A 24843-nucleotide genomic window follows, 5' to 3' on the forward strand; every position below is an offset into this window, starting at 1 on the left:
ATTCGTCATTCCGGGGCGCGCGAAGCGCGAACCCGGAATCCAGAGATCGTGGCTCGAGGTTCCGGGTTCATCCGCTGACGCGAATGCCCCGGAACGACGGGGCCCGTTACTGCAACACCTCGAACAGTCCCGCCGCGCCCATGCCGCCGCCGACGCACATGGTGACGACCGCGTACTTGGCCTTGCGGCGGCGGCCTTCGATCAGGGCGTGGCCGGTGAGGCGCGCGCCCGACATGCCGTAGGGATGGCCGACCGAGATCGCGCCGCCATTGACGTTGATCTTCTCGGGGTCGATGCCGAGCTTGTCGCGGCAATACAGCACCTGCACCGCGAAGGCTTCGTTGAGCTCCCAGAGGCCGATGTCGTCGACGGTGAGGCCATGGCGCTTCAGAAGGCGCGGCACCGCGAAGACCGGGCCGATGCCCATCTCGTCCGGCTCGCAGCCGGCGGAGACGAAGCCGCGGAAGATGCCGAGCGGCGCAAGGCCGCGCTTCGCCGCTTCCTTGTCGCTCATGATCACCGAGGCGCTGGCGCCGTCGGAGAGCTGGCTGGCATTGCCGGCGGTGATCGAGAAACCCTCGCCGCGCACCGGCTTGAGGCCGGCAAGGCCCTCGATCGTGGTCTCGGGACGCGGGCCTTCGTCCTGCGACAGCGTCACTTCCTTCATCGACACGGCGCCGGTCGCCTTGTCGGTGACCGCCATCTGCGTCTTGATCGGGGCGAGCTCGTCCCTGAACTTGCCGCCCTGCTGCGCGGCCGCGGTGCGGCGCTGGCTCTCCAGCGAATATTCGTCCTGCTTCTCACGCGAGATGCCGTAGCGCTTGGCGACCACTTCCGCCGTGTCGATCATGGGCATGTAGACCTCGCCCTTGATCTTGAGCAGCGCCGGGTCCTGGGCGTGGAAGCCGTTCATCTTGTCGTTCTGCACGAGCGAGATCGACTCGCCGCCGCCGCCGACCGCGATCTCGACGCCGTCGAAGATCACCGAGCGCGCGGCGAGCGCGATGGCCTGCAGGCCCGAGGCGCATTGCCGGTCGATGGTGGTGCCGGCGACAGTCACAGGGAGACCTGCACGGAGCAGCGCCTTGCGCGCGATGTTGCCGCCGGTCGCGCCCTGCTGGAGGGCTGCGCCCATCACGACGTCCTCGACCTCCTTCGGGTCGACTTTCGCGCGGGCGACGGCTTCGCCGATGGCGTGACCGAGCAGGGTTGCGCCCTCGGTGGCGTTGAGCATGCCGCGATAGGCCTTGCCGATCGGGGTGCGGGCGGTGGAAACGATGACGGCGTCGGTCAAGAACGACCTCCTGATGCAAGTGGGGTGGATTGTGATGGTTTCTGTTGCTGGCGCAATTCGTGGCGCGACAATTTTCCGACCGGCGTGCGCGGCAGATCGTCGACGAACTCGACCGCGGCCGGCAGTTCGTGCTTGCCGACCTTGCCGGCGAGCTGCGCGCGCAGCTCGTCGAGCGTGAACGGTTTTGCGTCGGGCTTGAGCTTGATGAAGGCCTTTGCAGCCTCGCCCCGGTACTGGTCGGGAATGCCGAGCACGATCACCTCGTGCACGCCCGGAATGGTGTAGATCGCCTGCTCGATCATCTGCGGATAGACGTTGAAGCCGCCGGAGATGATCATGTCCTTCTTGCGGTCGACCAGGAAGAAATAGCCGTCGGAGTCGACATAGCCGATGTCACCGGTGAGGAAGCGGCCATCGACGAAGGCGTCAGTGGATCCCTCCGGCCTGTTCCAGTAGCCCTTGGTGACGTTCGGCCCCTTGATGCGGATCTCGCCGACTTCGCCGGGCGGCAGCACACGTGTCGGGTCGTCCAGCGAAACGACGTCGAGCTCGATGCCGGGCAGCATCAGGCCGATCGAGCCGGGCTTCTCGGGACCGACAGGCGGATGGCCGGTGCCGGGCGAGCAGGTCTCGGTCATGCCCCAGCCGCTGCGCAGCTTCTTGCCGACCTTGCGCTCGAAGAAATTCGCGATCTCGACCGGCAGCGGCGCACCGCCGGAGCCGATGGTGGCGAGCGAGGAGAAGTCGCGCTTGGAAAGATCCGGGAGCGCGGCGATCGCGATCCACATCGTCGGCACGCCCGGGAAGTACGTCGCGCGCTTGACCTCGATATCGCGCATCACGGCTTCGACGTCGAAGCGCTGGTGGATCGAGATCAGATTGCCGCGGCTGAGCGCGGATAGTAGCACGACGGTGAGCGCGTAGATGTGGAATAGCGGCAGCACGCAGATCACGCGCTCGATCACATCGCCGCGCGCGGCACGCGACGGCTTGCCCCAGACGTCGTAGATCGAGACCGCCGAGGTGAGATTGCCATGCGTCAGCATCGCGCCCTTGGGCAGGCCGGTGGTGCCGCCGGTATATTGCAGCAGCGCGACGTCGTCGGCCGTGACGGACGGCCACTCTGCGGGGGCGGTGGCGCCATCGACGAAGGTCTTGAAGGTGACGATGCGGGGATCCCCAGGGATCGCCGCCTGCGGCGTGCCGACCTTGCCCCAATCGTCGTCCTCGCAGACGACGAGGCGATCGATCAGGCCCTTCTCCAGAAACTTCAGCGCGGTCGGCAGCAGCGCGGCGAGGTTGGAGGTCACGAGCACGCGCGAGCCGGAGTCGGAGACCTTGTGCGTCAGCGCGATCTCGCCGTCGAGCGGCGACAGATGCGCAACGCGGGCGCCAGCCTTCAGTGCGCCGAAGAAATTGACAGGATGATCGGGCGTGTTGCCGAGGAACAGCGCGACGGAGCTGTTCTTGCCGATGCCAGCCCGCAGAAACGCCGCCGCGGCGCGCTCGGCCTGAGCTGCGAGCCCGGTATAGGTGATGGGGCGATCGCGGAATTCGAGCGCGGTGCGCGGGCCGTAATCGGCGGCGGCTTTCGACAGCAGGTCAGGCAGCGAGCCCTGGGCGATGGTGTCGTCCCAGTGCACGCCCTCGGGATAAAACTGTTCGCCGGGATGGGTCATGGATTCCTTAAGCCACACAGACCGTCATTCCGGGGCGGCTCGAAGAGCCGAACCCGGAATCTCGAGATTCCGGGTCTGGTCCTTCGGACCATCCCGGAATGACGCCAACCATCAAGCCGCCTTCGACGCCGCGGCCAGCGACGCGAACGTCTTCCCCTCCGCAGCGAGCTTCTTCAGCAGCGGGGCGGGCTCGAGGCTCGGATCGTTGGTCTCCCTGGCGTAGAACGACAGGCGATCGGCGATGTGCTTGAGGCCGACGCTGTCGGCCCAGAACATCGGGCCGCCGCGATAGATCGGCCAGCCATAGCCGTAGAGCCAGACCACGTCGATGTCGGAGGGACGCGCCGCGATGCCCTCTTCGAGGATCTTCGCGCCCTCGTTGATCATCGGGTACATCATGCGCTCGAGGATTTCCTCGTCGCTGACGACGCGCTTCTTGCGGCCGAGACGCAGCAGCGTCTCGTCGATCAGCTTCTCGACATCGGGATCGGGCAGCGGCGCGCGAGAGCCGGCTTCGTACTTGTAGTAGCCCTTGCCGGTCTTCTGGCCGAAGCGGCCGGCTTCGCACAGCGCGTCCGCGATCTCCGACTTGATGCCGCGATCCTTGCGGGAGCGCCAGCCGATGTCGAGGCCGGCGAGGTCGCCCATCGCGAACGGCCCCATCGGCATGCCGAACTTGGTCACGACGGCGTCGACCTGCTGCGGCAGCGCGCCCTCGAACAAGAGCTTCTCCGACTGCTTGCCGCGCTGGGCCAGCATGCGGTTGCCGACAAAGCCGTCGCAGACGCCGACCACGGCCGGCACCTTCGCGATCTTGCGCGCGATGGTGACAGCCGTCACCAGCGCATCTGGCGCGGTCTTGTCGGCGCGCACGATCTCGCACAGCTTCATGACGTTGGCCGGCGAGAAGAAGTGCATGCCCAAAACGTCCTGCGGACGCTTGGTCGACTTCGCGATCTCGTCGATGTTCAGATACGAGGTGTTGGATGCGAGCACGGCGCCCGGCTTTGCGAACTGGTCGAGCTTGCCGAACACCTCCTTCTTCACCGCCATGGTCTCGAACACGGCCTCGATGACGAGGTCGGCATCGCCGACATTCTCGATACCGACGACGCCGTTGATCAGCGCCATGCGCTTGCCGGGCGCGTCGGCCGGGATGCCGCCGCGCGCGGCGGTCGCTTCCCAGTTCTTCTGCATGATGCCCAGGCCGCGCTTGAGCTGCTCCTCGCCGGTCTCGATCAGGGTGACGGGAACACCAGCGTTCGCAAACGACATCGCGATGCCGCCGCCCATGGTGCCGGCGCCGAGAATGGCAACACGGTTAACGGGCCGCGACTTGGTGCCCTCGGGCACGCCCGCGATCTTGTTGGCCTCGCGCTCGGCGAAGAAGGCGTAACGCTGCGCCTTGGACTGGTCGCTGGCGACGAGCTTGAGGAAACCCTCGCGCTCCTTCTTCAGACCTTCGTCGAACGGCAGGTCGATGGCGTAGCCGACGGCGTCGGCCGCCGCGAACGGCGCTTCCAGGCCGCGCGACTTCTTGGTCATGGCGGCGACCGCGTTGGTGAAGATCGAGCGGTCGGCCTTGGCGGCCGCGATCTTGGAATCGTCATCGCGCAGGCGGCGCAGCGGACGCTTCTCCGCAAGCAACTTGCGCACAAAGGCTTCGCCGCCGGAGGCCGGCCCCTCGATGATCTCCTCGATCAGGCCGTTCTTCAGCGCTTCAGCGGCACCGATGGGATCGCCGCCGACGATCATCTTGACTGCGAGCTCGGGCCCGACCGCGCGCGGCAGGCGCTGGGTTCCGCCGGCACCCGGCAAGAGGCCGAGCTTCACCTCGGGCAGGCCGAGCCTGGCTTCTTTCACCGCAACGCGGAAATGACAGGCGAGCGCGACCTCGAGGCCGCCGCCGAGCGCGGTGCCGTGGATCGCGGCAACGACGGGCTTCGGCGAATTCTCGATCTCGGCCAGCACATCGTTGAGCGCCGGCGGCTTCGGCGGCTTGCCGAATTCGGTGATGTCGGCACCGGCAATGAAGGTGCGGCCGGCGCAGGTCAGCACGATGCCCTTGATGGCGGGATCGGCGACGGCGGCCTTGATGCATTCCAGGATGCCGCCGCGAACTGCGGCACTCAGCGCATTGACCGGAGGGCTGTCGACCGTGACGATGCCGACTTCATCATGACGCTCAAGCTTGACCACTTCGCTCACGGTGTCCCTCCTTGGCGGGGATTTACTTTTGTTCGATTTCGCGGTGCGGAATTTAATTCCGCATCTTGACGGCAGGGTTATTTTGAAGCACGTGGCTTGTCAACGACTCCGCGCAAGAAGCAGATCAGGGATGAAGCGTACAGGAAAGAAGACTGCGACCGATCGGAATTTCGTCGTCGCGCTTTCCCGCGGACTGGACGTATTGCGCGCATTCCAACCCAATGACGGTCTGCTCGGCAATCAGGAGATTGCGGCCCGCACCAACCTGCCGAAACCGACGGTTTCGCGCCTGACCTACACGTTGACGAAGCTCGGCTATCTGACGCCGGTTCCCCGTTTCGAGAAGTACCAGCTCGCGCCCGCCGCGATGTCGCTCGGCTACGCCGCGCTCGCCAATCTCGGCGTTCGGCATTTGTCCGAGCCGTTTCGCGAGGAAGTGATGCGCGCGACCGGCGGCGCCGTGGCCGTCGGCGGCCGCGACCGTCACAGCATGATCTATTTCGGGCAGAGCCGCGGCACCGAGACGGTCGGCGTTCAACTTGACGTCGGCTCCCGCGTGCCGATTGCAACCAGCGCGATGGGCCGCGCCTATTTCTGGGCGCTCGACGACGAGGATCGCGCCGAATTGTCCCGCATGCTGCGCGAACATTACGGCAGCCGCTGGCCCAAGATGCGCGACGGCTTGGAACGCTCCGGCGAGACCGTCGCGAAACACGGCTTCGCGATTTCGGTCGGCGACTGGCACGACGACATCGGAGCCGCCGGCGTCGCGCTCAGGCTCAACGACGGAACCGGACCTTACGCATTCAATTGCGGCGCGCCCGCATTCCGCTTCACGGAAGAGCGTTTGATCAACGACATTGGACCGCGTCTGCTGGCGATGGTAAGGAACATCGAAGCGGCACTCGGGGGACTGATGCCGCAATCCAAAAAAGAAATCAGCAAAAAGCTGAAATCAGGAGGAAAAGTTGCGCGTGTGGCCGAGGGGATCAGATAGCCTTTGTCGTCACCGGGAGCGGTTCGCATCGCCCCATCGCCCACTGAACTCGGTGGGCGAGACGAGATGACGCAGGCACAGCTCGCGCAGGGAACATCGCCCCTGCTCGCGGTTCGCGACGTCAGCGTCGTGTTCGGCGGCATCGTTGCGCTCAACGGCGTGTCGTTCGACATGCACAAGGGCCAGATCCTCGGCTTGATCGGCCCCAACGGCGCCGGCAAGACCACGCTCTTCAACTGTCTCTCGCGGCTCTATCAGCCGTCGTCCGGCGACATTATGATGGAAGGCGCGAGCATCCTGTCCCGGCCGCCGCACCGCATCGCCGAGATCGGCATCGGCCGCACCTTCCAGAACGTGGCGCTGTTTCCGAACCTCTCGGTGATGGACAACGTCCGCGTCGGCGCCCATTCGAAGACCTCCAGCGACATCATCAGCGACTCCCTTCGGCTCGCCTGGGTCCGGCGCAGCGAGAGCGACGTCAACAAGAAGGTGCACGAGATCCTCGCTTATCTCGACCTCGAGGACGTCGCCCACACCACCGTCTCCGGCCTGCCTTTCGGCACGCAGAAGCGTGTCGAGCTGGCGCGCGCGCTGGCGGCCGACCCGAAGATCCTGCTGCTCGACGAGCCTGCCGGCGGCCTCAACCACGAGGAAGTCTATGTGCTCGGCGACCTCATTCGCCGCATCCGCGACGAACGCCACATGACCGTGCTGCTGGTCGAGCACCACATGGGCCTCGTGATGTCGATCGCCGATCACGTCGTCGCGCTCAATTTCGGCAAGAAGCTCGCCGAAGGCACCCCTAGCCAGGTGCAGGCGGACCCCGACGTCATCAAGGCCTATCTCGGGAGCAAGGACCAATGACGACACTGCTCAACGTCAAGGACCTGCGCGCCTATTACGGCCAGGTCCAGGCGCTCCATGGCCTGTCCTTCTCGCTCAACGAGGGCTCGCTGACGACGCTGCTCGGGGCCAACGGCGCCGGCAAGACCACCACGCTGCGCGCGATCTGCAACATGGTGCGCTCCACCGGTGGCATCGAGTTCGACGGCAAGCCGCTGAACAACCGCTCCACCGAGAGCATCGTGCGGTTCGGCATCGCCCACGTGCCGCAGGGCCGCGGCACCTTCACCACCATGACGGTGGAGGAGAACCTGCAGCTCGGGGCCATCACCCGCAAGGACAGCGCCGGCATCGTCTCCGACATCGAGCGCATGTATGCGCATTTCCCGGTGCTGAAGCAGCGCCACACCCAGCAGGCCGGCACGCTCTCTGGCGGCGAGCAGCAGATGCTCGCGGTCGCCCGCGCGCTGATGCTGCGGCCGCGCCTGATGCTGCTGGACGAGCCGTCCTTCGGCCTTGCGCCGCTCGTGGTGCGCGACCTGTTCGGCATCCTCGGCAAGATTAACCGCGAGGACAAGGTGTCGATCCTGGTGGTCGAGCAGAACGCCCAGCTCGCGCTCGAGCTCGCCGACCAGGCCTATGTGATCGAGACCGGACGCATCGTGATGTCGGGCAACGCCAAGGACATCGCGAACAACGAAGAAATCCGCAAATCCTATCTGGGTTACTGAGGAGCCGGCACGATGGAGCTTTTCACCAACCAAGTGCTGGCCGGCATTGCCACCGGCGCGATCTACGCCTGCATGGCGCTGGCCGTGGTCATGATCTACCAGGCCATCGATCATCTCAACTTCGCGCAAGGCGAGATGGCGATGTTCTCGACCTTCATCTCCTGGCAGCTGATGCAGTGGGGCGTGTCCTACTGGGCCGCCTTCCTGATCACGCTGGTATTTTCTTTCGTCGCCGGCATCGCGATCGAGCGCATCCTGTTCAAGCCGCTTGCGAAAGCGCCAGTGCTGACCAACGTCGCCGGCTTCATCGCGCTGTATGCGATCATCAACTCCTCGGCCGGCCTGCTCTGGGACTTCACCATCAAGCAGTATCCGACCCCGTTCGGCTCCTCGCCGTTCCTGGGCAGCCAGCTGATCTCGACCCACCAGGCCGGCATGATCGGCGTCACCGTGCTGCTGCTGCTCGGCCTCTACTTCTTCTTCCAGTATACAAGGATTGGCCTTGCGATGCGTGCGGCCGCCTCGGTACCTGAATCGGCCCGCCTCGTCGGCATCAACACGAGCTGGATGATCGCGCTCGGCTGGGGCATGGCGACCGCGATCGGCTCGATCGCCGGCATGCTGATCGCCCCCGTCGTGTTCCTCGAGCCCAACATGATGGGCGGCGTGCTGATCTACGGCTTTGCCGCCGCGGTGCTCGGCGGTCTCACCAGCCCGTTCGGCGCCGTGGTCGGCGGCTTCCTGGTCGGCATCTTCGAGAACCTCGCCGGCACCTACATTCCCGGCGTCGGCAACGAGCTGAAACTCCCGATCGCGCTCGCGCTGATCATCTCCGTCCTGGTCGTCAAACCCGCTGGTCTGTTCGGCCGGCACATCGTCAAGCGAGTTTGATCATGAGCGCAGCAGAAGAAGTCGTCGAAGGCCACGAGGCGGTCGAGGCCGTTCCGAAGCGGGCCATGACGCTGGGCACCGGCACCTCGCTGGTGGTGCTGGCCGCGCTGATCATCGCTCCCGTCTTCGTCAAGAACTTCATCATCTTCCAGATGACGATGCTTCTGATCTATGGGCTCGCGGTGCTGGCGCTCAACATCCTGACCGGCGGAAGCGGCCAGTTCTCGCTCGGCCAGAGCGCGTTCTACGCGGTCGGCGCCTACACGACCGCGGTGCTGATGGAGCATTTCAACGTCAACTATGCGCTGACGCTGCCGATTGCCGGCGTGGTCTGCTTCGGCTTCGGCTTCCTGTTCGGCCAGCCGGCGCTGCGGCTAAGCGGCGTCTATCTGGCGCTGGCGACCTTCGCGCTCGCGACCGCGATGCCGCAGCTGCTCAAGCTGAACTTCCTCGAGCACTGGACCGGCGGCGTGCAGGGCCTCGTCGTCACCAAGCCCGACGCGCCGTTCGGCCTGTCGATGTCGCAGGACATGTGGCTGTACTATTTCACGCTCGTGGTCGTGCTGGCGATCTACATCTTCTCGGTGAACCTGTTGCGCTCGCGCTCGGGCCGCGCCTTCATGGCGATCCGCGACAACGAGATCGCGGCCTCCGCCATGGGCATCAACGTCGCGCTCTACAAGACGCTGGCGTTCGGCGTCTCCGCCGCCATCACCGGCATCGCCGGCTCGCTCGGCGCCATCGCGGTGCAGTTCGTCGCGCCCGACAGCTACACCATCACGCTCGCGATCTCGCTGTTCCTCGGCATGGTGGTCGGCGGCGTCGGCTGGCTGCCCGGCTCGATCGTCGGCGCCGCCTTCATCATCTTCGTGCCGAACATCGCGGAGGGCATCTCCAAGGGCCTCTCCGGCGCGGTGTTCGGCGTGCTGTTGTTCCTCGTCATCTACCTCGTGCCACACGGCGCAAGGCAGGTCGCGATCCTGGGCCAGCAGCTCGCTGGCAAGCTCAGGAAGAACTGAAGACTCGTTCGTTAAACCAAGGAGACCCGAATTGCTTTTTGAAAGAACACTGCGAGCCGCCGCGCTGGTCACGGCAACGGCAGCCTTTGCTCTCACTTCGGGCGCGGCACTCGCGCAAAAGAAATACGACACCGGCGCTTCCGATACCGAGATCAAGGTCGGCAACATCATGCCGTACAGCGGGCCGGCGTCGGCCTACGGCATCATCGGCAAGACCGAAGAAGCCTATTTCAAGATGATCAACGACAAGGGCGGCATCAACGGCCGCAAGGTCAATTTCGTCACCTATGACGACGCCTATTCGCCGCCGAAGGCGGTCGAGCAGGTCCGCAAGCTGGTCGAGAGCGACGAGGTGCTGGCCGTGTTCAACCCGCTGGGCACGCCCTCGAACACCGCGATCCAGAAATACCTCAACGCCAAGAAGATCCCGCAGCTGTTCGTCGCCACCGGCGCCACCAAGTGGAACGACCCGAAGAACTTCCCCTGGACCATCGGCTGGCAGCCCTCCTACCAGAGCGAAGCGCAGATCTACGCGAAGTGGCTGATGAAGGAGAAGCCGAACGCCAAGGTCGCGATCCTCTATCAGAACGACGATTTCGGCAAAGACTACCTCAAGGGCACCAAGGACGGCCTCGGCGCCAAGGCCTCGTCCATGATCATCCTGGAAGAGAGCTATGAGGTGTCCGAGCCGTCGATCGACGGCCACATCGTCAAGATCAAGGCCGCCAATCCCGACGTGCTGCTGATCTATGCGACGCCGAAATTCGCCGCGCAGACCATCAAGAAGACCGCCGAGCTCAGCTGGAAGCCGCTGCAGATCCTCACCAACGTGTCGATCTCGGTCGGCAGCGTGATGAAGCCGGCGGGCTTCGAGGCCTCGCAGGACGTGCTGTCGGCGGCCTATGCCAAGGACTCCACCGATCCGCAGTGGAACAACGATCCCGGCATGAAGAAGTGGAACGAGTTCGTCGACAAGTACATGCCCGGCGCCGACAAGACCGACACCGGCATGGTCTACGGCTACGGCGCGGCCTCGACGTTGGCCAAGGTCCTGGAAATGTGCGGTGACGATCTCACCCGCGCCAACCTGATGAAGCAGGCGGCCTCGTTGAAGGATTTTGCACCGGACACCCTGCTGCCCGGCGTCAAGATCAACACCAGCGCCACCGACTTCGCCCCGATCGCGCAGCTCCAAATGCAGCGCTTCAAGGGCGAGAAGTGGGAACTCTTCGGCGAGATCATCAGCGGCGACGTCGCCTCCGAGTGACAAGCTGACGCAATAGTCCGAAACAAGAAGCCCTCGCGAACGATCGCGGGGGCTTTTTGTTGACGCCGGGCGCCAATCTTGTTCAATGCGCCGATCCGAGCCCGGGTAGGAGAACAATGACTGCCGTTCGTCTTCAGGTTGCGTCCCTGTGGGTCGCACTCGCGTTGTGCATTGCGATGACTGGCCCTGTGCTGGCGCAAAAGAAATACGACAGCGGCGCTTCCGATACCGAGATCAGAATAGGCAACATCATGCCCTATAGCGGGCCGGCCTCCGCCTATGCCGCGATCGGCAAGGCCGAGGAAGCCTATTTCAACAAGGTCAATGCCGAGGGCGGCATCAACGGCCGCAAGATCAAGTTCATCTCCTATGACGACGCCTATTCGCCGCCGAAGACGGTGGAGCAGGCCCGCAAGCTGGTCGAGAGCGACGGGGTGCTGCTGATCTTCGGCTCGCTTGGCACCTCCACCAACAGCGCGATCCGCAAATACATGAACGAGAAGAAGGTGCCGCAATTGTTCGTGGCGAGCGGCGCCTCGAAGTGGAACGATCCGAAGCAATATCCGTGGACCATGGGCTGGCAGCCGAGCTACGCCAGCGAGGCGCGCATCTACGCCAAGTACATCATGAAGGAGAAGCCGGACGCCAAGATCAGCGTGCTCTATCAGAACGACGATTTCGGCAAGGACTATCTGAAGGGCTTGAAGGACGGCCTCGGCGCGAAGGCGTCGATGATCGTGATGGAGGACGGCTACGACACCTCGGAGCCGGCGATCGACGAGCACGTCGTGAAGCTGAAGGCCTCGGGCGCCGACGTTTTCATCAGCATCACCACGCCGAAATTTGCAGCCCAAGCGATCAAGAAGGCCGCAGAGATCAACTGGCATCCGGTCCACATCATCTCCAACGTCTCGGCCTCAGTCGGCGGCGTGCTCGAGCCGGCGGGCATCGAGATCTCGCAAGGCGTGCTGTCGGCGACCTACACCAAGGACGGCTCCGACCCGCAATGGAACGCCGATGACGGCATGAAGAAGTTCTATAACTTCATCGCGCAGTACGACCCCAAGGCCAACAAGCTCGATGCCGGCGTGGTGTTCGGCTATGCCGCGTCGCAGACCATGGTGAAGGTGCTTCAGATGTGCGGCGACGACCTCACCCGCGAGAACGTCATGAAGCAGGCGGCGAGCTTGAAGGATTTCGAGCCCGACACGCTGCTGCCGGGGATCAAGATCAACACCGCACCCGACAATTTCGCCCCGATCGAGCAACTCCAGATGATGCGCTTCAAGGGCAAGAAATGGGAGCTGTTCGGCGACATCATCTCGAGCGACCATGGGCACTGAAAGCCGGGCAACTCAAGATCGTTCGTGACTTGTTAAACAACTCCAGACAGCTGCGCCGTCTCGCAAGCGCACACGGGCGCTGACTACTAAAGAAGCAGCCCCGGCGACGCCGTCGCAGGGGCTTTCTGTTGAAGGCACCTGCCAAATCGTATTGAATTACGGCCGCGTCGCCAAGAACAAGCAAGACAAGAAAAGGAAACGCACACACACCAAGAAAATAGGGAGATAGGAATGCCCGCTGTCACCGGCAAACTTGCGGCCGCGTCACTGGCGCTCGCGCTCATTGCGGCCTCGACCTCCACTGCATCGGCCCAGAAGAAATACGATACCGGCGCGACCGACACCGAGATCAAGATCGGCAACATCATGCCCTACAGCGGACCGGCCTCCGCCTACGGCATCATCGGGCGGACCGAAGCCGCCTATTTCAAGAAGATCAACGAAGAGGGCGGCATCAACGGCCGCAAGATCAACTACATCTCCTACGACGACGCCTATTCGCCGCCGAAGACGGTGGAGCAGGCGCGCAAGCTGGTCGAGAGCGACGAGGTGCTGTTCATCTTCAACTCGCTCGGCACGCCGCCGAACTCGGCGATCCAGAAATACATGAACTCGAAGAAGGTGCCGCAGCTGTTCGTCGCCACCGGCGCCACCAAGTGGAACGATCCGCAGAACTTCCCGTGGACCATGGGCTGGCAGCCCAACTACCAGAGCGAGACGCAGATCTACGCGAAGTGGCTTTTGAAGAACAAGCCGGACGCAAAGATCGCCGTGCTTTACCAGAACGACGATTACGGCAAAGACTACCTCAAGGGCCTGAAGGACGGCCTCGGCTCGAAAGCCGCCTCGATGATCGTCATGGAGGAGAGCTATGAGACCTCCGAGCCGACCATCGACAACCACATCGTCAAGCTGAAGTCGACCGGCGCCGACGTGTTCATGAACATCACGACGCCGAAATTCGCCGCGCAGGCGATCAAGAAGAACGCCGAGATCGGCTGGAAGCCGCTGCACTTCCTCAACAACGTCTCGGCCTCGGTCGGCAGCGTGATGAAGCCCGCCGGCTTCGAGAACGGCCAGGACATCATCTCGGCCGACTATCTCAAGGACGTGTCGGATCCGGAGTGGAACAACGATCCCGGCATGAAGGAATTCCTCGCCTTCATGACCAAGTACTTCCCGGAAGGCGACAAGCTCGACAAGGGCACCATCGTCGGCTACGCGGTGGCGCAGACGCTGGTCCAGGTGCTGAAGCAATGCGGTGACAATCTCACCCGCGAGAACATCATGAAGCAGGCCGCCAGCCTGAAGGACTTCCGCACCGAGGCGCTGCTGCCGGGCGTCCAGATCAACACCTCCGCGACCGACTTTGCGCCGATCAGCCAGCTCCGGCTCGAGAGGTTCAAGGGCGAGCGCTGGGAACTGTTCGGCGACGTGATCAGCGCCGACGTCGGCGGCTAGCCGGACGACATACGCGACGCATCAAGCCCCCTGCGAGACGATCGCAGGGGGCTTTTGCTTGCGCGCCGATTATGATCACGCGATTGCACAATCGAATGACGATAAAGCCTGCTTACGCTTTGGCGCCCGATGCGCTAGGCAGGTGACCGGCGACCTCGCCGCCATCGCTTCCGTCCGCCTAAAGCGCGATGAGATTGGGATGAATCGTCATCGCGCTTTAGGTTGTTGTTTACGCATGATCTTTCCGGAAAACCGCTTCGCACTTCTCCGGATCATGCTTTAGGGCTTTTCGTCATGACCGACCGACGTCCCCTGCTCCGCGCGCTCTACGACGCCGCCGTTGCTGCCGCCCATCCGAGCACGATCCTTGCGCCGCATCTGCGGCCCCTGCCCAAGGGGCGCGTGATCTGCCTCGCCGCCGGCAAGGGCGCCGGCGCGATGGCCGCCGCGGCGGAGCGGCATTATCTCGACACGCTCCGCCTCGCGCCGGAGCGCCTCGTCGGCATCGCCACCACCCGCCACGGCTATGGCCTGCCGACGCGCCGCATCCGCGTGGTCGAGGCCGGCCATCCCGTGCCTGACGAAGCTGGCCTCAAGGGCGCGGCCGACACGCTCGCGCTCGCGGGCGAGGCCGGGCCCGATGATCTGCTGCTGGTGCTGCTCACCGGCGGCGGCTCGGCGAACTGGATCGCACCCGTCGACGGCATCAGCTTTGCGCAGAAGCAGGCGGTCAACAAGGCGCTGCTCCGCTCGGGCGCGCCGATCGGCGAGATGAATACGGTGCGCAAGCATCTGTCGCGAATCAAGGGCGGGCGGCTGGCGCGCGCCGGCAAGAATGCCGCCGAGATCGTCACGCTCGCGATCTCCGACGTGCCGCATGACGATCCCTCCGCGATCGCCTCCGGTCCCACCGTGCCGGATCCGACCACGCTCGCCGATGCGCGCGCGATCGTGGCGAAATACAAGCTCGCCATCGACGATGCCGTGCGCCGCGCGCTGGACGATCCCGCCAATGAAAGCTGCAAGCCTGGCGATGGCGCGTTCGCGCGCGCGACGTTCGAGCTGATCGCGCGTCCCAAGCAATCGCTCGATGCGGCGGTGAAGCTCGCTCAGGAGGCCGGCTATGAGACGATCGATCTCGGCGCCGACCTCGAGGGCGAGGCCCGCGAGGTCGCGGCCGATCACGCCAAGCTCGCGCTTGCAGCCCGCGCGCAAGGCAAGCGCGTCGCGATCCTCTCCGGCGGCGAGCTCACGGTCACCGTGCGCGGCAATGGCCGTGGCGGCCCCAACCAGGAATACGCGCTGGCGCTCGCCGAGCTGCTCAAGGACACGCCTGACATCGCGGCGCTCGCCGGCGATACCGACGGCGCCGATGGCGGCGCCGGCCACCCGACCGATCCCGCCGGCGCGCTGATCGATGCTGCGACGTTTGCGAAGATGAAGGCGCTGGGGCTGCAGCCGCAGGCGTATCTCGACAACAACGACGCGACCACGTTCTTCGAGGCGACGGGGGATCTGCTGCAGCCCGGCCCGACGCTGACCAACGTGAACGATATCCGCGTGATCCTGGTGGATTGATATCTCGCCCCACGCTCCGCTGCGTTCCCTCCCCCTTGCGGGGGAGGAGAGAGCGCAGTGTGCCGCGCGGTTAGAGCTCGGCAGCCTGGAAGCTCGCGAATCATGCTCCGCGGCCGCCCGACAGCCCGCCTCAAAACTCGTTCGCGATCTTCGCGAGCATCCCGATCAGCGCTTCGCGGTTGGCCTGGCCGAGCAGGTCGTTCAGCCGCGCCTCGTGCTTGGTTGCGACGAGCTTCTTGGCGCGGCTCAGCACGGCCTTGCCCTTGTCGGTCAGGACCAGGATGTGCGAGCGGCGGTCGTTGGTGGAGCGGATCCGCGCGCAGAGGTCGCGGCTCTCCAGATTGTCGAGCATGGCCACGAAGTTCGGGCGGAGGATGCCGAGCGTTGAGGCGATCTCGGTCTGGTTACGGCCGGGGTTCTTCTCCACCAGCAGCAGCACCGAGAACTGCGCCGGCGTCAGCTGGAGCGAGGCCATGCAGCGCAAGAAGTTCTCGAACACCTTGAGCTGCGCCCGCTTCAGGACATAGCCCAGCTGCTCTGAGAGTTCGCCGAGCTGGAGGGCCTCGGCCTGCGGCTCGGCCGCGTCCTTGCGGCCCTTGGCCGCGTCGGCGGCCTTTTCGGAAGACTTTTCAGCGGTTTTGGAAACGGTCATCGCCTCGTGCTCGTAATCCCGCTAAATTCGGGACGGGTCGCTTCCCACCCTTGAGATTATATTTGATAATTGTTATGGACCATATCAAATATCGTCAGCGTTTTTCAATGGCTGTGAGCGGACCGTCCACCGCAATTGCGGAGACCGGTCCGGACTTTTGAGGGGGAGCGTCCGGTCTTGAATACCACCATCATGCTGTTCCTGGTGCAGGACGGCATTACCAATGGCGCGATCTACGCGCTGCTCGGCCTCGCGCTGGTGCTGGTGTTCGCCGTCACCCGCGTGATCCTGATTCCCCAGGGCGAGTTCGTCACCTATGGTGCGCTGACCTATGCCTCGCTGGCCGCCGGCCAGATGCCGGGCACGGCCAAGCTCGCGCTGGCGCTGGGCATCGGCGCCTTCGCCTTCGACCTGTTCGTGGCGCGCAAGGCGCTGCATGGGCGGCTGATCGTGCGCAGCCTCCTCACCAACGTCGTGCTGCCGGCCATCGTGCTGGCACTGACGATTTACTTCACCGCCCAGAAGCCGCCGGTCGCGGTCTGCATCGCGCTGGCGCTGGTGATCGTGGCGATGATCGGGGTCTATCTGTACCGCATCGCGTTCCAGCCGCTGGCGCACACCTCCGTGCTGGTGCTGCTGATCGCATCCGTGGGCGTCCACCTCGCGCTGCAGGGCCTCGGCCTGCTGTTCTTCGGCGCCGAAGGCCAGCGCGGACCTGCGGTGCTCTCGGGCGCCTTCACCGCAGGCGCGCTGCGCTTCACCGGCCAGAGCATCACCGTCTACGCCATCACCATCGCCTTCATCATCGGTCTCTGGCTGTTCTTCGGCCTGACGCTCTACGGCAAGGCGCTGCGCGCCACCGCCGTGAACCGGCTGGGAGCGCGGCTCGCCGGCATCCGCACCACGCTGTCGGGGCAGATCGCGTTCCTGCTGGCCTCCGTGATCGGCGCGCTGTCGGGTATCATGATCGTGCCGATCACGACGCTCTACTATGACAGCGGCTTCCTGATCGGCCTGAAGGGCTTTGTCGCCGCGATCATCGGCGGGCTCGTCAGCTATCCCCTCACTGCCGTCGCGGCGCTGGTCGTCGGCATCGTCGAGGCGTTCTCGTCCTTCTATGCCTCCAACTACAAGGAAGTGATCGTTTTCATGCTGCTGATCCCCGTGCTGCTGCTGCGCTCGCTCGCCGCGCCCGCGGTCGAGGAAGAGAAGGACTGACGCGCATGCAGAGCCGGCTTCCCATCCTCGTCTTTGCGCTGGTCATGGCGGCGATCCCGTTCGTCCCGGGCATGCCGCCGTTCTGGATCGTGCTGCTCGACAATATCGGCCTTGCCGCCCTGGTCGCGATGGGCCTCGTGCTGCTCACCGGCGTTGGCGGCCTCACCTCGTTCGGTCAGGCGGCCTTCGTCGGCTTCGGCGCCTACACCACGGCGGTGCTGACGACGACCTACGGCCTGTCGCCGTGGCTGACGCTACCACTGTCGCTCGTGGTCAGCGGAGCGCTGGCGGTGCTGCTCGGGCTGATCACCGTCCGCCTCTCCGGCCATTATTTGCCGCTCGGCACGCTCGCCTGGGGGCTCGGCCTGTTCTACCTCTTCAGCAAGCTGGAATTCCTCGGGAGAAACGACGGCATCTCGGCGATCCCGCCGCTGTCGGTCGGCGCGTTCAAGATGCTCTCGCCCGGATCGATCTATTACGCGATCTGGGTCGCCGTGATCGTCTCGGCGCTTCTGACCATGAACCTTTTGGACTCCCGCACCGGCCGCGCCATCCGCGCGCTCCGGCGCGGCCATGTCGCGGCGGAAGCATTCGGCGTGCACACGCCGCGCGCCAAGCTTCTGGTGTTCATCCATGCCGCGGTGCTCGCCGGCCTCTCCGGCTGGCTCTACGCCCATCTGCAGCGCGCGGTGAACCCGACACCGTTCGGCGCGCAGGCCGGCATCGAATATCTCTTCATCGCGGTGGTCGGCGGCGCGGGCTATGTCTGGGGCGGCGTGCTGGGCGCGGCGATCGTCGTGGTGATGAAGGAGGTGCTGCAAAGCTACCTGCCGCTGATCCTGCCGGGCTCCGGCCAGGTCGAGACCATCGTGTTCGGCATCATGCTGGTGGCACTGCTGCAGCTCGCGCCCGGCGGCGTCTGGCCCTGGCTGATGTCGTTCCTGCCCGAGCGCAGTGGCGGCAAGAAGCCTGATACCTCGCTGAAGCTGGAGCATCGCACACGCGCGGCCGGCGAGGCCAGCATCCTGCTTCAGGTCGAGAAAGCGCGAAAGCAATTCGGCGGCGTGGTTGCGGTCAACAACGTCTCCTTCGACGTCCAGGCCCGTGAGATCGTCGCGCTGATCGGGCCGAACGGCGCCGGCAAGAGCACGACCTTCAACCTGATCACCGGCGTGCTCTCCGCCACCTCAGGCTCGATCTCGGTGCTCGGCAGGAAGGTCGACAAGGCGCCGCCGCAGGAGATCGTCAAGCTCGGCATCAGCAGGACCTTCCAGCATGTGAAGCTGGTGCCTGACATGACCGTGCTGGAGAACGTCGCGATCGGCGCGCATCTGCGCGGCCATTCCGGCCCGATCTCCTCGATGCTGCGGCTCGACCGCGCCGACGAGGCAAAACTGCTCGCCGAGGCCGCACGGCAGATCGAGCGCGTCGGACTTGCCGACCAGATGCATCAGCTCGCAGGCTCGCTGTCGCTCGGCCAGCAGCGCATCGTCGAGATCGCCCGCGCGCTCTGCGTCGATCCGATGCTGCTGCTGCTCGACGAGCCGGCCGCAGGCCTGCGCCACATGGAGAAGCAGCGGCTCGCGACGCTGTTGCGCGAGCTGCGCGACGGCGGCATGAGCGTGCTCCTGGTCGAGCACGACATGGGCTTTGTGATGAACCTCGCCGACCGCATCGTGGTGCTCGATTTCGGCACCAAGATCGCGGAAGGCACGCCCGCGACGATCAAGACCAATCCCGAAGTCATCAAGGCCTATCTCGGAGTGGCGGCATGAGCGCCCTGTTGTCCGTCACCGACGCGCATGTGTCTTACGGCAAGGTCGAGGCCGTGCGCTCGGTCTCGCTCGAGGTCGGTGCCAACCAGATCGTCACCATCGTCGGCGCCAACGGCGCCGGCAAGACCACGCTGCTCTCGGCCATCATGGGCATCTTGCCGCTGAAGGGCCGCGTCGCCTTTGCAGGCCAGGATCTCGCCCGCCTCGACATCGAGGACCGCGTCGCGATGGGGCTCGGCCTCGTCCCCGAGCACCGCGAATTGTTCGTGACCATGAATGTCGAGGACAATCTCGAGCTTGGCGCGTTCCGCATCGAGCGGAGCAAGGCGAAAGCCTCGATGGAGCGCGTCTACACGCTGTTCCCGCGGCTGAAGGAGCGGCGCAAGCAGTTCGCCGGCACGCTCTCCGGCGGCGAGCAGCAGATGCTCGCGATGGGCCGCGCGCTGATGGGCGAGCCGAAGCTGCTGATGCTGGACGAGCCGAGCCTTGGCCTCGCCCCGATCATCGTCGCCGACATCTTCCGCATCGTCACCGAGCTGCGCGCTGCCGGCGTCTCGGTGCTGCTGGTCGAGCAGAACGCGCAGGCCGCACTGAAGATCGCGGACCACGCCTACGTGATGGAGCTCGGCGAGTTCGTGCTCAGTGGCAAGGCCAGCGACATCGCGGCGAACGAGCGGGTCGCCGCGAGCTATCTCGGCTTCCAGCACGAAGGCGCGAGCGTGATCTGATTTCGCGGCTGACTCTTCTTCCCTTCTCCCCTTGCGGGAGAAGGTGGCGCGAAGCGCCGGATGAGGGGTTCTCTCCACTCGCCACTGTGTTCATGAGGAGGTAGACCCCTCACCCGTCCCGTCGCTACGCGACGAGCCACCCTCTCCCGCAAGGGGAGAGGGTGCACCGAGCAAGCCGCTCTAGCTTTCGCTAGCGGATGGACTCGCCTTTCCCTTCAGCGCCGCGACCTCCGCTTCCAGCTCCGCGATCCGCTGGTCCCTTGCCGCCAGTGCGGCCGCCACGTCCGGCGCATCGAACTTCTGCGGAATGTGTTGCGGGCAGTTGGTGTCCCAGGCTGCGATCTTGAACAGGATCACCTGCTCCGGCCGGGCGCGATAGCCCTTCGGCATCAGCGCCGTCGTCAACGCCTCGTCGTCCTCGACCACGCGCGCCTCGCCCCAGATCTTCACACGGCGGCGATGGGCGTAGTCCATGACGAAGATGTACGCCTTGGGATTCTCGGACAGGTTTCCCTGGGTGATGTATTGCCGGTTGCCGGCGTAATCGGCAAAGGCGAGCGTCTGCTTGTCCAGCACCTTCAAGAACCCCTTCGGGCCGCCGCGGTGCTGGATGTAGGGCTGACCGTCCGCCGAAGCCGTCGCAAAGTAGAAGCTGTTGGCATCAGCCAGGAACGCCGCAAGGTTCTCGTCGACCTCGGTGCGCCATCCCCGCTGCTCGGCATGGGCATAGCCCTCGCGCGATCCCTTTCGGGCCTGGATCGATTTCACCGCCGGCGAAAAGGCGACGTCGCTGGCATAGGTGTGGACTGCGGTCATCGGAACATCTCCTGAAATTCCGGCGCATTCTCTGCGTCTTTCGTCCGCTAAAATGGATCTTCCGGCGACTAAAACAATGTCGCCGCTTGACACTTCATCATTGCGTAATATGCAATAATGCCATGGACCGCCTTGACGCCATGCACGTCTTCGTCACCGTTGCCGACCTGCGCGGGTTTGCGCCAGCTGCGCGAAAACTGCGGCTGTCGCCCTCGGCGGTGACGCGGATGATCGCGTCCCTGGAGGAGCATCTTGGCGCCCGGCTGCTGCAGCGGACCACGCGCCAGGTGAGATTGACCGACGTCGGCACGCGGTATCTGGAGCGCGCCCGGCGCATCCTCGCCGATGTCGAGGAGGCCGACGGCTCGGCGCGCGAGGAGCGCAACCGGCCGAGCGGGCGGCTGGTGGTGTCGGCGCCGGTCGGCTTCGGCCGGCTGCATGTCGGGCCGGTCATGACCGAATATCTGAAACGTTATCCCGAGGTCGCCTGCGAGCTCAGGCTGTCGGACAACCTCGTCAATCTCGTCGAGGACGCGGTCGACGCCGCGGTGCGCATCGGCCATCTCGCCGATTCCTCGCTGGTTGCGCGCCAGGTCGGCGAGATGCGTCGCATCGTGGTGGCCGCGCCGGCCTATCTCAAGCGCCACGGCGAGCCGAGGACGCCGGAGGCGCTGCCCGACCATCAGACCATCCAGTTCGGCCCGTCAGCCAGCTGGCACTTCGTGCAAGATGGCCGCGAGATCGAGGTGACGCCGACCCCGCGCTTCACCAGCAACAGCGCCGACGCAGCGCTGCAATATGCCGAGGCCGGCGGCGGCGTGACGCGCGTGCTCGCCTATCAGGCCGCAGACGGCCTGAAACGCGGGCGGCTGAAGATCCTGCTGGCGAAATACGAGCAGCCGGCGCTGCCGATCCACATCGTCTACCCGACCTCGCGCCTGCTCTCGGCCAAGGTGCGCGCGTTCATCGATCTCGTGGTGGAGACGGCGGAGTGGCGGTTTGGGTGAGGTCTCGTGTCCCGGACGCGCTGCAACGCGTAGCGTTGCTGCGCAGATCCGGCAACTGTTATGTTGGGTTGGCTTTCAGGTACGGCTTTCTGTCACGCATCATGGCATTGAGGACCGTTAGCAGCTTCCTGGCGACGGCAATGAGGGCGAGCTTGGCTGGTTTGCCGGCCCGTCGCAGCCGTGCGTAGAAGGCCTTGAACGGATCGGCCCTGCGAACCGCGTTGAGCGCAGCCATGTAGAGGGCGTCACGGACGCGCTTTCGGCCGCCGGCAATCTTGCGTTTGCCGCGGAAGGCTCCGCTGTCGACGTTGAAGGGAGCCAGGCCGGCGAGCGCCGCGATCTGCTTGGCTCCCACATGTCCGAGTTCCGGCATCTTCGCGATGAGTTGCATGCAAGCCACGGGACCCACGCCAGGCAGTGAGCGCATCAATCGCGCATCGTCCGCAATCTCTCGCTCGGCTTTGATTAGTCCCCTGATGTCGGCCTCGATCTCGGCGATCTCGCCGTCGAGGACTTCAATGAGGCGACCGATGCGCTCGGCCATGGCACGGTCGTCGGTCTCGCTGCGCCGGTTCTTCTCCTGCGCGCGCATGCGAACCAGCTGATCTCGCCGTTTTGCAAGTCCCGCCAAGGCGTTGCGGGCGGGATTGGCAGTCGGCTCCGTTGCTGGCTGCATGGCCCGCGCAAAGGCTGCCAGCATTCGCGCGTCGATCGGGTCGGTCTTGGCGAGCTGCCCGCTGGCGCGCGCGAAGTCACGAGCCCGGGCCGGGTTGATCCGGGCGAAACGGATGCCGGCCTCGCTCAGCGCTTCGCGAAGCTCGAGGTCATAAACACCCGTGGCCTCGAAGACGACCAGCACATCGCATCGCCAACGCGCCGCGATCTGGGTGATGGCCTGCGTCGCGTTGGCGATGCGCTCCGGCACGCCCAGGCCTTCATCGAAGATATCGAGATATTGTTTGGAGACGTCGATTCCGACGCAACGAAGGGGTATGATCACGGTGCCTGTCCCTGTGATGCGAGGTCTGTTGGCGCAGCCTCGTGCAACTGTTCAGGTTGGTAATGGAACGGGCGGGAGACCGAGCCGGCTCACGGCGTCAAGCGCCAAGGACCCAACGGCTTCCCGCCCAACCCATCCTGACAGACTTCCAAGACACAGGGACCCAGGAGGCCACGCCGTAAGCTGCGGATGGATGGGCCCCGGCTCTGCAGCGCACCGCTGAAGAAGCGCTGCGCTGCGTCCGGAGCACGAGAGTTACCCCGGCTTCGGCACCACGCGGAACGTGCCGCTGGCGCGCGCGATCACGACGCCGTCGGCCTTGATCAGGCACTGAGCGAAGCAGATCGTCTTGCCGGTCTTGATCACGTCGCTCTCGATCGAACACCACTGGCCGATCTCGGCGGAGCCGACGAAATCGACCGAGAGCGAGACCGTCACGAATGACGTGGTCCAGCCCGTCGCCTGTGCGCAGCTATAGCCCATCGCATTGTCGGCGAGCGCGGTGATGAGGCCGCCATGGATCAGGCCGCGACCATTGGTGTGCGGCTTTGCCAGCCGCAGGCCGATGATGACGGCCTTGTCGGTTTTCTTCGCGTAAAGCGGCTCCCAGGGCTCGGTGAGCGGGCTCTTGCGGAACAGCGGCTCGAAGCCGTCGGGGATGTCGGTGGAGGTCATGACTGTCTCGCGTGTGTTTGGCTGCCGCCATTGAACGCGATGTGGGTGACAGTTTCACCGCCTACAAAGTTTTAAACGGGATTTGCGCGGGTGTTTGAAACGGGCGGCACTGCGAGCACAGATGCCGTAGGGTGGGCAAAGGCGCAAAGCGCCGTGCCCACCACCTCTTTCCAACTGAGACTGCTCGTGGGCACGCTTCGCTTTGCCCACCCTACGGCACCGACTTCGCCGCCCTAGAACGGCAGCCCCACGTAATTCTCCGACAACGACGTCATCGCCGCTTGCGACTGCGTGACGTAATCGAGCTCGGCGAGCTGGATCCGTGCGCCGATGGTGCCGGTGTCCGGGAATTTGTGCAGCATCGAGGTCATCCACCAGGAGAACCGCACCGCCTTCCAGACGCGCGCTAGGGCCGTGGCTGAATAGGCGTCGATGCCGGCGCTGGACTTCTCGTCGTAAAATTCCCGTAGCGCGCTCGACAAATAATGCGCATCGCTGGCAGCTAAGTTCAGGCCCTTGGCGCCGGTCGGCGGCACGATATGAGCGGCATCGCCGCACAGGAACATTTTTCCGAAGCGCATCGGCTCGGCGACGAAGCTGCGCAAGGGCGCGATGCTCTTTTCGATCGACGGGCCCGTGACGAGGCTGTCGGCGGCCTCCTGGTCGAGCCGGCTCTTCAATTCGTCCCAGAAGCGGTCGTCCGGCCACTGGTCGACATGGTCGTCGAGCGAGCACTGCACGTAATAGCGGCTGCGCTTCATGGAGCGCATGGTGCAGAGCGCGAAGCCGCGGGCGTGGTTGGAATAGATCAGCTCGTGGCTGACCGGCGGCGTCTCGGAGAGGATGCCGAGCCAGCCGAACGGATAGACCCGCTCGAACTCCTCGATCGCGGAGGCCGGGATGCTGGCGCGGCTGATGCCGTGAAAACCGTCGCAGCCGGCGATGAAATCGCAATCGAGCGTATGGGTGACACCGTCTTTCACATAGGTTACGCGCGGGTGACTGCCGTCGAAATCATGGGGCTGCACGTCCCTGGCTTCATAGACCGACACGAGACCGGCGGCCTTGCGCGCATTCATCAGGTCGAGCGTGACCTCGGTCTGGCCGTAGATCATGACCGTCTTGCCGGTCGCCGCCTTCATGTCGATGCGGTGACGGCGGCCGGAAAAGGCAAGCTCGATGCCCTCATGCACGAGACCCTCGGCATGTGCCCGCGCGCCGGCGCTGATCTGGTCGAGCAGCGCCACGGTTCCCTCCTCCAGGAGACCGGCGCGGATGCGGCCGAGCACGTAGTCCGGGCTCTGCCGCTCCAGAATGACGTTGTCGATGCCGTACGCATGCAGCAGTTGCCCAAGCAACAATCCAGCCGGACCGGCCCCGATGATTGCGACTTTTGTCCGCAATACTTGCTCCTCCCGATTTTGTAGAGTGCGGCGCGGTCACGCTTGTCGCGTCGATCCGCAGACGATAATTATATCATATAATCGTTGGGAAAAAGGGGAACGCTCGTCGCCGCACCGCGACAAACCCATGCAACATGGCTGACGTAGATGACGCGACAAGGTGCGCGCCAGTTCCGGCTTGAACCCGCCGGCCAATTAGATAACATGTTAACTAACGAGACCGGGCCAGTGAAGCCCGCCGTCAGAAAGAGGGAGAGA

At 64.7% G+C, this 24843-nt stretch carries 21 protein-coding genes; 13 read left to right on the top strand and 8 right to left on the bottom strand.

What is annotated here, in order from left to right; genetic code table 11:
• Positions 1 to 106 precede the first annotated feature (106 nt).
• The 3 genes from BRAGE_RS0133510 to BRAGE_RS0133520 form a co-directional block, all read right to left on the bottom strand.
• Complete coding sequence (locus BRAGE_RS0133510) at positions 107 to 1294, bottom strand: acetyl-CoA C-acyltransferase (protein WP_027561237.1); 1188 nt, start codon at positions 1292 to 1294, stop codon at positions 107 to 109.
• Positions 1291 to 2973, bottom strand: coding sequence for a dicarboxylate--CoA ligase PimA (gene pimA, locus BRAGE_RS0133515; protein ID WP_027561238.1), 1683 nt, complete (start codon positions 2971 to 2973; stop codon positions 1291 to 1293). Before pimA ends, BRAGE_RS0133510 begins: the two co-directional genes overlap by 4 nt.
• Positions 2974 to 3084: 111 nt before the next feature.
• Positions 3085 to 5181, bottom strand: a complete 2097-nt coding sequence (locus tag BRAGE_RS0133520; protein WP_027561239.1) for a 3-hydroxyacyl-CoA dehydrogenase NAD-binding domain-containing protein — start codon at positions 5179 to 5181, stop codon at positions 3085 to 3087.
• A gap of 130 nt (positions 5182 to 5311) precedes the next feature.
• On the opposite strand from BRAGE_RS0133520, the gene BRAGE_RS0133525 reads away from it, so the two are divergent.
• The 9 genes from BRAGE_RS0133525 (at position 5312) to BRAGE_RS0133565 (ending at position 15311) form a co-directional block, all read left to right on the top strand.
• Positions 5312 to 6178: an IclR family transcriptional regulator gene (locus tag BRAGE_RS0133525; RefSeq protein WP_027561240.1), complete on the top strand. Its 867-nt coding sequence runs from the start codon at positions 5312 to 5314 to the stop codon at positions 6176 to 6178.
• A 66-nt stretch (positions 6179 to 6244) separates the two neighbouring features.
• Positions 6245 to 7042 (top strand): ABC transporter ATP-binding protein, encoded by a 798-nt coding sequence (locus BRAGE_RS0133530; protein ID WP_027561241.1) that lies wholly within the window; start codon positions 6245 to 6247, stop codon positions 7040 to 7042.
• Positions 7039 to 7752 carry an ABC transporter ATP-binding protein gene (locus tag BRAGE_RS0133535; RefSeq protein WP_008135694.1) on the top strand — a complete coding sequence of 238 codons (714 nt, stop codon included), beginning with the start codon at positions 7039 to 7041 and terminating at the stop codon, positions 7750 to 7752. The genes BRAGE_RS0133530 and BRAGE_RS0133535 overlap by 4 nt, the downstream gene beginning before the upstream one ends.
• A gap of 12 nt (positions 7753 to 7764) precedes the next feature.
• Complete coding sequence (locus BRAGE_RS0133540; protein WP_027561242.1) at positions 7765 to 8643, top strand: branched-chain amino acid ABC transporter permease; 879 nt, start codon at positions 7765 to 7767, stop codon at positions 8641 to 8643.
• 2 nt (positions 8644 to 8645) lie between these two features.
• Positions 8646 to 9662 carry a branched-chain amino acid ABC transporter permease gene (locus tag BRAGE_RS0133545; protein ID WP_027561243.1) on the top strand — a complete coding sequence of 339 codons (1017 nt, stop codon included), beginning with the start codon at positions 8646 to 8648 and terminating at the stop codon, positions 9660 to 9662.
• A 31-nt stretch (positions 9663 to 9693) separates the two neighbouring features.
• A complete protein-coding gene (locus BRAGE_RS0133550) occupies positions 9694 to 10929 on the top strand; it encodes an ABC transporter substrate-binding protein (protein ID WP_027561244.1) in 1236 nt (411 codons plus the stop codon).
• A 116-nt stretch (positions 10930 to 11045) separates the two neighbouring features.
• Complete coding sequence (locus BRAGE_RS0133555; protein ID WP_027561245.1) at positions 11046 to 12272, top strand: ABC transporter substrate-binding protein; 1227 nt, start codon at positions 11046 to 11048, stop codon at positions 12270 to 12272.
• 231 nt (positions 12273 to 12503) lie between these two features.
• Positions 12504 to 13733, top strand: a complete 1230-nt coding sequence (locus BRAGE_RS0133560) for an ABC transporter substrate-binding protein (protein ID WP_027561246.1) — start codon at positions 12504 to 12506, stop codon at positions 13731 to 13733.
• Between the two features lie 294 nt (positions 13734 to 14027).
• Complete coding sequence (locus BRAGE_RS0133565) at positions 14028 to 15311, top strand: glycerate kinase type-2 family protein (protein ID WP_027561247.1); 1284 nt, start codon at positions 14028 to 14030, stop codon at positions 15309 to 15311.
• Positions 15312 to 15441: 130 nt separating this feature from the next.
• Here BRAGE_RS0133565 and BRAGE_RS0133570 read toward each other — a convergent pair whose 3' ends face one another.
• Positions 15442 to 15963, bottom strand: a complete 522-nt coding sequence (locus BRAGE_RS0133570; RefSeq protein ID WP_027561248.1) for a MarR family winged helix-turn-helix transcriptional regulator — start codon at positions 15961 to 15963, stop codon at positions 15442 to 15444.
• 177 nt (positions 15964 to 16140) lie between these two features.
• Here BRAGE_RS0133570 and BRAGE_RS0133575 point away from each other — a divergent pair, with 177 nt between their 5' ends.
• Genes BRAGE_RS0133575 through BRAGE_RS0133585 form a run of 3 tightly spaced genes read left to right on the top strand, consistent with a single transcriptional unit; the run spans position 16141 to position 19684 of the window.
• Positions 16141 to 17181, top strand: a complete 1041-nt coding sequence (locus tag BRAGE_RS0133575) for a branched-chain amino acid ABC transporter permease (RefSeq protein WP_027561249.1) — start codon at positions 16141 to 16143, stop codon at positions 17179 to 17181.
• Between the two features lie 5 nt (positions 17182 to 17186).
• The gene (locus BRAGE_RS50505) at positions 17187 to 18956 is read left to right on the top strand and encodes a branched-chain amino acid ABC transporter ATP-binding protein/permease (protein WP_051378232.1); all 1770 of its coding nucleotides are present in this window, start codon (positions 17187 to 17189) and stop codon (positions 18954 to 18956) included.
• Positions 18953 to 19684: an ABC transporter ATP-binding protein gene (locus BRAGE_RS0133585; protein WP_027561250.1), complete on the top strand. Its 732-nt coding sequence runs from the start codon at positions 18953 to 18955 to the stop codon at positions 19682 to 19684. The genes BRAGE_RS50505 and BRAGE_RS0133585 overlap by 4 nt, the downstream gene beginning before the upstream one ends.
• Before the next feature lie 180 nt (positions 19685 to 19864).
• On the opposite strand, the gene BRAGE_RS0133590 is transcribed toward BRAGE_RS0133585, so the two are convergent.
• On the bottom strand, positions 19865 to 20500 hold the full coding sequence (locus BRAGE_RS0133590) for a pyridoxamine 5'-phosphate oxidase family protein (RefSeq protein WP_027561251.1): 636 nt from the start codon (positions 20498 to 20500) through the stop codon (positions 19865 to 19867).
• Positions 20501 to 20622: 122 nt separating this feature from the next.
• On the opposite strand from BRAGE_RS0133590, the gene BRAGE_RS0133595 reads away from it, so the two are divergent.
• Entirely contained in the window at positions 20623 to 21507 is an 885-nt protein-coding gene (locus BRAGE_RS0133595) for a LysR family transcriptional regulator (protein ID WP_027561252.1), read from the top strand.
• A 58-nt stretch (positions 21508 to 21565) separates the two neighbouring features.
• Here BRAGE_RS0133595 and BRAGE_RS0133600 read toward each other — a convergent pair whose 3' ends face one another.
• From BRAGE_RS0133600 to pobA, 3 genes are all read right to left on the bottom strand, one after another.
• Positions 21566 to 22507 carry an IS110 family transposase gene (locus BRAGE_RS0133600; RefSeq protein WP_028146463.1) on the bottom strand — a complete coding sequence of 314 codons (942 nt, stop codon included), beginning with the start codon at positions 22505 to 22507 and terminating at the stop codon, positions 21566 to 21568.
• A 255-nt stretch (positions 22508 to 22762) separates the two neighbouring features.
• On the bottom strand, positions 22763 to 23182 hold the full coding sequence (locus BRAGE_RS0133605) for a PaaI family thioesterase (protein WP_027565041.1): 420 nt from the start codon (positions 23180 to 23182) through the stop codon (positions 22763 to 22765).
• 233 nt (positions 23183 to 23415) lie between these two features.
• Positions 23416 to 24585: a 4-hydroxybenzoate 3-monooxygenase gene (gene pobA, locus BRAGE_RS0133610; protein WP_027565042.1), complete on the bottom strand. Its 1170-nt coding sequence runs from the start codon at positions 24583 to 24585 to the stop codon at positions 23416 to 23418.
• Positions 24586 to 24843: the final 258 nt, after the last annotated feature.

It is taken from the genome of Bradyrhizobium genosp. SA-4 str. CB756 (genome assembly GCF_000473125.1).
GTDB lineage: Bacteria > Pseudomonadota > Alphaproteobacteria > Rhizobiales > Xanthobacteraceae > Bradyrhizobium > Bradyrhizobium arachidis.

Bases quoted from the DNA above. Each gene is read 5' to 3' on its own strand.
- pimA (WP_027561238.1), bottom strand. From the start codon at position 2,973: ATGACCCATCCCGGCGAACAGTTTTATCCCGAGGGCGTGCACTGGGAC.
- BRAGE_RS0133525 (WP_027561240.1), top strand. From the start codon at position 5,312: ATGAAGCGTACAGGAAAGAAGACTGCGACCGATCGGAATTTCGTCGTC.
- BRAGE_RS0133530 (WP_027561241.1), top strand. From the start codon at position 6,245: ATGACGCAGGCACAGCTCGCGCAGGGAACATCGCCCCTGCTCGCGGTT.
- BRAGE_RS0133535 (WP_008135694.1), top strand. From the start codon at position 7,039: ATGACGACACTGCTCAACGTCAAGGACCTGCGCGCCTATTACGGCCAG.
- BRAGE_RS0133540 (WP_027561242.1), top strand. From the start codon at position 7,765: ATGGAGCTTTTCACCAACCAAGTGCTGGCCGGCATTGCCACCGGCGCG.
- BRAGE_RS0133545 (WP_027561243.1), top strand. From the start codon at position 8,646: ATGAGCGCAGCAGAAGAAGTCGTCGAAGGCCACGAGGCGGTCGAGGCC.
- BRAGE_RS0133555 (WP_027561245.1), top strand. From the start codon at position 11,046: ATGACTGCCGTTCGTCTTCAGGTTGCGTCCCTGTGGGTCGCACTCGCG.
- BRAGE_RS0133560 (WP_027561246.1), top strand. From the start codon at position 12,504: ATGCCCGCTGTCACCGGCAAACTTGCGGCCGCGTCACTGGCGCTCGCG.
- BRAGE_RS0133565 (WP_027561247.1), top strand. From the start codon at position 14,028: ATGACCGACCGACGTCCCCTGCTCCGCGCGCTCTACGACGCCGCCGTT.
- BRAGE_RS0133570 (WP_027561248.1), bottom strand. From the start codon at position 15,963: ATGACCGTTTCCAAAACCGCTGAAAAGTCTTCCGAAAAGGCCGCCGAC.
- BRAGE_RS50505 (WP_051378232.1), top strand. From the start codon at position 17,187: ATGCAGAGCCGGCTTCCCATCCTCGTCTTTGCGCTGGTCATGGCGGCG.
- BRAGE_RS0133585 (WP_027561250.1), top strand. From the start codon at position 18,953: ATGAGCGCCCTGTTGTCCGTCACCGACGCGCATGTGTCTTACGGCAAG.
- BRAGE_RS0133590 (WP_027561251.1), bottom strand. From the start codon at position 20,500: ATGACCGCAGTCCACACCTATGCCAGCGACGTCGCCTTTTCGCCGGCG.
- BRAGE_RS0133595 (WP_027561252.1), top strand. From the start codon at position 20,623: ATGGACCGCCTTGACGCCATGCACGTCTTCGTCACCGTTGCCGACCTG.
- BRAGE_RS0133605 (WP_027565041.1), bottom strand. From the start codon at position 23,182: ATGACCTCCACCGACATCCCCGACGGCTTCGAGCCGCTGTTCCGCAAG.